The 6000-nt window shown below is 39.9% G+C and carries 8 protein-coding genes and 2 pseudogenes; 1 reads left to right on the top strand and 9 read right to left on the bottom strand.

Features of this window, described 5'->3' with window-relative positions; genetic code table 11:
• From BSG1_RS03665 to BSG1_RS03625, 9 genes and pseudogenes are all read right to left on the bottom strand, one after another.
• Positions 1 to 318: sulfurtransferase TusA family protein (locus BSG1_RS03665; RefSeq protein WP_006835498.1), on the bottom strand; the 318-nt coding region annotated here is incomplete at its 3' end.
• A 37-nt stretch (positions 319 to 355) separates the two neighbouring features.
• Positions 356 to 652, bottom strand: coding sequence for a rhodanese-like domain-containing protein (locus tag BSG1_RS03660; protein ID WP_006835497.1), 297 nt, complete (start codon positions 650 to 652; stop codon positions 356 to 358).
• A 77-nt stretch (positions 653 to 729) separates the two neighbouring features.
• The gene (locus BSG1_RS03655; RefSeq protein WP_006835496.1) at positions 730 to 1080 is read right to left on the bottom strand and encodes a rhodanese-like domain-containing protein; all 351 of its coding nucleotides are present in this window, start codon (positions 1078 to 1080) and stop codon (positions 730 to 732) included.
• A gap of 26 nt (positions 1081 to 1106) precedes the next feature.
• Positions 1107 to 1584, bottom strand: a pseudogene (locus BSG1_RS03650) (DsrE/DsrF/DrsH-like family protein).
• 57 nt (positions 1585 to 1641) lie between these two features.
• Positions 1642 to 1869, bottom strand: a complete 228-nt coding sequence (locus BSG1_RS03645; protein WP_006835493.1) for a sulfurtransferase TusA family protein — start codon at positions 1867 to 1869, stop codon at positions 1642 to 1644.
• An 89-nt stretch (positions 1870 to 1958) separates the two neighbouring features.
• Positions 1959 to 2219, bottom strand: a complete 261-nt coding sequence (locus BSG1_RS03640) for a metal-sensitive transcriptional regulator (RefSeq protein ID WP_006835492.1) — start codon at positions 2217 to 2219, stop codon at positions 1959 to 1961.
• Positions 2209 to 2586 (bottom strand): hypothetical protein, encoded by a 378-nt coding sequence (locus BSG1_RS03635; RefSeq protein WP_006835491.1) that lies wholly within the window; start codon positions 2584 to 2586, stop codon positions 2209 to 2211. The genes BSG1_RS03640 and BSG1_RS03635 overlap by 11 nt, the downstream gene beginning before the upstream one ends.
• A 285-nt stretch (positions 2587 to 2871) precedes the next feature.
• Positions 2872 to 3255 carry a DUF302 domain-containing protein gene (locus BSG1_RS03630; protein WP_006835490.1) on the bottom strand — a complete coding sequence of 128 codons (384 nt, stop codon included), beginning with the start codon at positions 3253 to 3255 and terminating at the stop codon, positions 2872 to 2874.
• A gap of 35 nt (positions 3256 to 3290) precedes the next feature.
• Complete coding sequence (locus BSG1_RS03625) at positions 3291 to 4418, bottom strand: MBL fold metallo-hydrolase (RefSeq protein ID WP_006835489.1); 1128 nt, start codon at positions 4416 to 4418, stop codon at positions 3291 to 3293.
• Between the two features lie 754 nt (positions 4419 to 5172).
• Between BSG1_RS03625 and BSG1_RS21705 the strand changes: the two are divergent.
• Positions 5173 to 5508, top strand: a pseudogene (locus BSG1_RS21705) (methyl-accepting chemotaxis protein); the annotation flags it as partial.
• Positions 5509 to 6000 lie beyond the last annotated feature (492 nt).

The raw sequence follows: 6000 nt of genomic DNA, 5'->3' as shown, positions 1-6000 counted from the left end.
AACGACATTGCTTCCCAATTTGTATTCTAACTCTTCATTATTGACTACATTGGGATGCTTTTTTTCAGTTGTTTCTTCCCCAGAGGCTTTCCTTAAGTAATGCTTAAGGACGTCGCCTTCTTCAATTGTTCCCAGATACTGATGGCCCGCTTTCTCTGCCCACGCTTTGATATCTGCTTTCGAACCTTTATCCGTTGCTTCTACTTCCAATACCTGGCCGGCTTCAAGGTTAGTGATAGCTTTTTTCGTTTTAACGATCGGCATTGGACAAGCTAATCCTTTGGCATCCAGCACCTGATTCACTTTAATGTTTTCCAATAGTAGTCCCTCCTGATTTACCTTACGGGGTATAATTTTACTCAGTTTTACCTTCCCATGCAAGCATGCCGCCTGTCATGTTGATGACTTTGTAACCTTGATTCTCGAGGAACTGGCACGCTTGGCCGCTTCTGCCGCCAGAACGGCATACCATGATATATTCTTTGGATTTATCCAGTTCATTCATGCGAAATTCAACTAATCCTAACGGGATGTTGACTGCACCGGGAATTTTTCCTTGTGCCACTTCATCCGTTTCCCGGACATCAATGATATCGGCCGGTTTTCCTTCATTCACGATTAATTCAACTTCTTTTGGTGAAATTTCTTTCATTTTATTATCCTCCTTATTGATAAGCTCTTTTCCTGTTTAAATAATTTGCTGGGGAAAAGAGCATAGTTACTGACGAATTAAGACCAGGCGCCCATGCCGCCTTTTACATTTGCGACTTTGTTGAAGCCTTTTTTTCTTAAGAGCTTAGCAGCTTTGTTGCTTCTCATGCCGCTCTGGCAGATCAAGACTATTTCTTTATTGGACGTAAGTTCTTTTGTTTTATATGGTAATTCATATAAAGGGATATTTTTGAATCCCTGAATACTTCTTTTGTTGAATTCACCTTTTGTACGTACATCGATGAACAATTTATCTCCATCGTGCAGTTCGTTTTTAAGGTCAGCGGTTGTGATATGCCTTACACCTCTTGCTGGCATAAGACGCATGATAATAATGATAATTAAAATTCCGACAAGGATATACCTCATGTATTCCAAGAATGATGGCCCCCTTACTAGATGAACAGGTTAACGTTACCGTCTTCAGCATCAGCCAAGTATGCTGCTACCCCAGCATAATCGATATTATCCAATAATTCTTCTTTTTGCAAACCAAGAAGATCCATTGTCATCGTACAGGCTACCAATTTAACGTCCTGTTCTTGTGCCATCTCAATCAGATTAGGCAATGACATGACATTGTGCTTTTTCATGACACCTTTGATCATTTTCGGTCCGAAGCCTGCAAAGTTCATGTTGGATAACCCCATGTTGTCGCACCTTTTGGCATCATTTTACCGAACATTTTTCCATGAATCCTTTTTTCACTTCAATGTTTTCTTCTTTTCGAAGGGCATTCAATCCCCAAAATGTGTGAAAGATCGTTACTTCGTGATCATAGGCAGCTGCCCCATTGGCAATGATGTATGCCGCCATCGTTTTATCATAGTCACCGCTGAATAATACAATCGTTGTTTTTTTCTTTGCTGTCATTGTTTTTCCTCCTGTTTTTTACCCCTACCCACAGGGGTATTGTTATAGGTTAAAAAATTATCCTTTTTTAATCCAAAACGTAAAGATATCATTTTCCTCTTTATGGTCAAGCAATTCATGACCGCCGGATTTTGCCCAGGCAGTCAAATCACTTTTTGCCCCTTTATCGGTTGCAACGACTTCCAATACCTGTCCTGACTCCAATTCATTCATCGCTTTCTTTGTTTTTACGATTGGCATTGGGCAAGCAAGCCCTTTTGCATCTAAAATTTTATCTGCATTCATGTGTAATTCCTCCTGTAATATATTTTCATTGTTTGTTACCCATAGGGGTATGTTACTATTTAAAAAAAGGGATGTCAACCCTGAATTGCTTATCTGCTTTTAACCAGCAGGTTGACAGCCTCTTTAATCATTTCATCTGTTTTTTCGCCGCGATTTTCAGCTTCAAGAACACACTCTACCAAGTTTGAACTTACGATAACCCCGACAGTTCGATCGACGGCAGAACGGACTGCAGATAATTGCGTGATTACATCTTTACAATCTTTGCCCTCTTCCATCATTTTCAGGACGCCTCTTAACTGGCCTTCCATCCGTTTCACACGGTTTTTGACCTGATCATTATATTCCATAACAATACCCCTTTCCTTTATCCTGTCTTGGCGGACATTGCTTTTCAGTTAATGTATAACCAGTTATCTCGTACCCTTTTCTTCTCAGCATCCTGATGCTCATATTCTTTTCAAGATTCGTTGAAGCTACTATATGGATTTGGGCCCCTGCAAGTTCATGCCAGTTCCTCTTAAGATAAGCAACTGGAAGATTTACAGAATTTTGTATAGGATCGTTAAAAGACTGATTATAATCTCTTACATCTAAGATTTGTATGGATTCTGTCTTGTTGGGAGTTTTGTTTAATCGCTGCACTCCTGTGACAGGAAAGTATCTTTTGTATAGTGCTATTATCATACTGACTGCTATGATAATCAATAGTAACATTTCAGTACCACCCTATTCAATTTTTAAAGTATTGCCTTGCTTACAAAACTTATTATATACCCGTGTGGGTATTAAGTCAACACCCTTTAAACATTTTTTCAAAGCTTTTAAAAAGTGGATGATAGAAGCTGAAAGACCGGGACTATTACCGGCTTTTGCCTATAATGAGGCTAATATACCACCTGTCTAATAATGGAATCAATTATTTTGCTTGATATATGTACAATCCTTTCAATAAGATAAGGATGAACTCATGAGTTCATCCTTAATGCAGCGTATTTTTTTCTATACACTCTTTTTCATGCAGGCAATCAGGCGGTCCTCAATGTCTTTTGCAAATTCCTTCATCTTTTCATCATCTAACATGGAAATAAGTGAAGTAGGTTTTGGCATTCCGATTTTAGTCTGCCCGCCGTCTTCATAGACAACCATTTTACATGGAAGAAAGTAACCGGCCATTGTGTTTTCATTTAAGACTCTTTGCGCTTCTTTAGGGTTGCAGACTTCCAGCACTTTGAATTCCTTATCAAAATCCAGTCCCTTTTCCTGCAGCTTATCTTTAATATCAAATGTCCATAGGATACCAAATTGTTCATCCTTTAAACTTGCTTCCAAACTATTCACTGCTTCTTCCATACTTTTATCTGTAGATAGAGTATAATCAAACATGTCTTATCTCCTCCTTTTTTAGTTAATCGAATCCATTACCTGACCGCACAACGGTTTGGTCCGGTTTCCATTTCACTCTGCTTTTCTTCATTCGGATCTTCTTTTCCCATATTCGTTTTCCGGATTTCTTCATATGAATTAGGCTGAGGAGGCAGGTTCTCCGTCACGGTACTTCTGAATTCATCCTCATCTTCAATATTCAATCCATGGTTCTCTTTATATAGCGTTCCCAGCTTTTCTGAAACACTTCCGTCCTCATTCATTTCATCTATACCCATATAGTGGGCCGGAAGAACAATCAAGTCATCAGACAGTTCTTTGTACCGTTTATATAAAGTTGTCCGCAAGTCTCCTACCCAGTCTTCCGCCTTGCCTGCCAGATCAGGTCTTCCGATGGAATCGATAAATAGGATGTCACCAGTCAGTAAATACTGATCATCAACTATATAGGAAGTACTACCGATGGTATGGCCCGGGGAGTACATGGCTTCTATGACAGAGTAACCAACTTCATACTTGTCTCCGTCATTTACGGATTCATATGGAAATTGAACGCCTTCAGCATCCTTTGATGGAAGATAATATTGGGCATCACTAGTTTCCGCCAGCTCTCTTCCGCCGGTTATATGATCAGCATGTAAATGAGTGTCCATTGCACGGGTTAATTTAACATCATTTTCAGCGAGGAATTCACGGTAAGGTTTGGTTATCCTGGCAGCATCGATGATGGCCGCTTCTCCGTTAGATTGAATTAAATAAGATAGGCAGCCTTTTCCGATACGGACAAATTGATGGATGGCCCCTCCGTTCTTCAAGTCGCCAATTTTGACAGGCTCCAGATGTTCACTCCAGGCACTCATCCCGCCCTCTACAGAATATACATCTGAATACCCTGCGTTTGCGATTTCTTCAGCTGCTTTTTTCGAAGAGTTTCCCTTTGCACAAATGACATGGATTTCCTGGTCCTTTGGAAGTTTATCCAAAAATGGATCGATCCCTTTTTCTTTAATATCTGTATAAGGTGCATTAATGATATCTACATTTCTTCCTTCGACTTTCCAATCATCAAAAGCGTCGGTATTTCTTACATCGATAATAAATACTTTTTCTTTGCTCAGCACTTTCTTTGCCAGTTCTTTTGCTGTGATGTTTTTTACAGCCATTGAAGAACCTCCTTTAATTAATTCTGATTTAATCTTTATGGTTAAGTTAGTATTTCCTTTACCCCTATGCGTATATTTTATTCATATATAAAAGATCTTTTTTCTTCGTATTTATTTTTAGCTTTAGAAAGTCTTCTATACAAACTTAGTTTTTGGCATTCCGTGAGCACATTTATCTTGGTTTCGAGACAATTTAACTGCTATACTACTATTGCTAATGACTAACGAGATGAGGATTAAAATGTATAATACAGAGACCAGAATGAATGTAAACGAAGACCAACAGATATTGGCATATTACGTTGAGGTATCCAAATTAATTGCTTCGATGCTGCCTGACATTGCGGTGGGCATCACTAATACGGAGGAATGGATTGCCTATTTCCCTAGCGGCAAAATCGATTTAGGTGTAAAACCAGGAACAAAGATCAATCCTCAAGAACCTCTAGCGGATTGTATTTTACATAAGAAAGTAATAAAAGAAGAAGTCCCCGCTGAATTTTTTGGCTTTTCTTTTACAGGCCTTGCCAATCCGATTGTTAAGAACGGTCGTGTGATTGGGGCTGTTGCCATTCAGATGCAGCAACAGAATGAAAGAGATTTACGCCGTATAGCTGACAAGATTGTCTCTTCTGTCTCTCATACGAATGAAAGCATCAGTAATGTTGAGAAGGGCGCCGATGGCCTTGCGGAAATCAGCAACAACCTTTTGCAACAATCGAAAGAGGCATCAAATGAAATGGAGAAAACAAATGAAGTCATTACGATGATCAAAAAAATCGCTGATCAAACCAATTTACTTGGATTGAATGCCTCCATTGAAGCAGCTCGTGCCGGAGAACTGGGCCGTGGATTTGATGTCGTCGCCAAGGAAATCCGCAAATTATCAAAGGAAACGGTCGCTTCAACTGATAAAGTACGAACGATCATCTCTTCCTTACAGCAGTCGATGAAGGAAATGGCTCTTTCCATCGAAAGAGTCGTGACTGTCGGGGAAAACCAGGCAGCTTCCACTCAGGAAATTTCCGCATTTATAGATGAGATCGAAAAGATGAGCCGAGAATTGAATACCTATGCATCGAAGTTGTAAATTGCTTTGTTCTAGATGAAATTTGATTGATTAATGGCCCGTAACTTAGTTATTGGGCTATTTTTTTATTGGACTATTGGGTTGTGAAGGGGTGTTGCGTGGTAAATGAGCCAGGGAGAATCGGTTTTGTATGAGATTTTGGTTTGTTTACGGTGTTACCGAACCAGTGAGATTGAGTTTTGGAGGAGATGTTGGGCTGTTTGGGGATAAACAGTCCAAGGAGTTTGTGTTTTGGAGAAGATGTTGGGTCGATTACGAGACAAATAGCCCAAGGAGATTTGATTTTGGAGGAGAAGTTGGGTCGATTACGAGGTAAACAACCCAAGGAGAACGGATTTTGAGTGAGATGTTGGGTCGATTACAAGGTAAACAGCCCAAGGAGATTGGGTTTTGGAGAAGATGTTGGGTCGATTACGAGGTAAACAGCCCAAGGAGATTGGGTTTTGGAGAAGATGTTGGGTCGATTACGAGGTAAACAGCCCAAGGAGATTA

The organism is Bacillus sp. SG-1, from assembly GCF_000181495.1.
GTDB lineage: Bacteria > Bacillota > Bacilli > Bacillales > Bacillaceae_B > Rossellomorea.
This window is presented reverse-complemented; position numbering and strand designations above follow the sequence as displayed.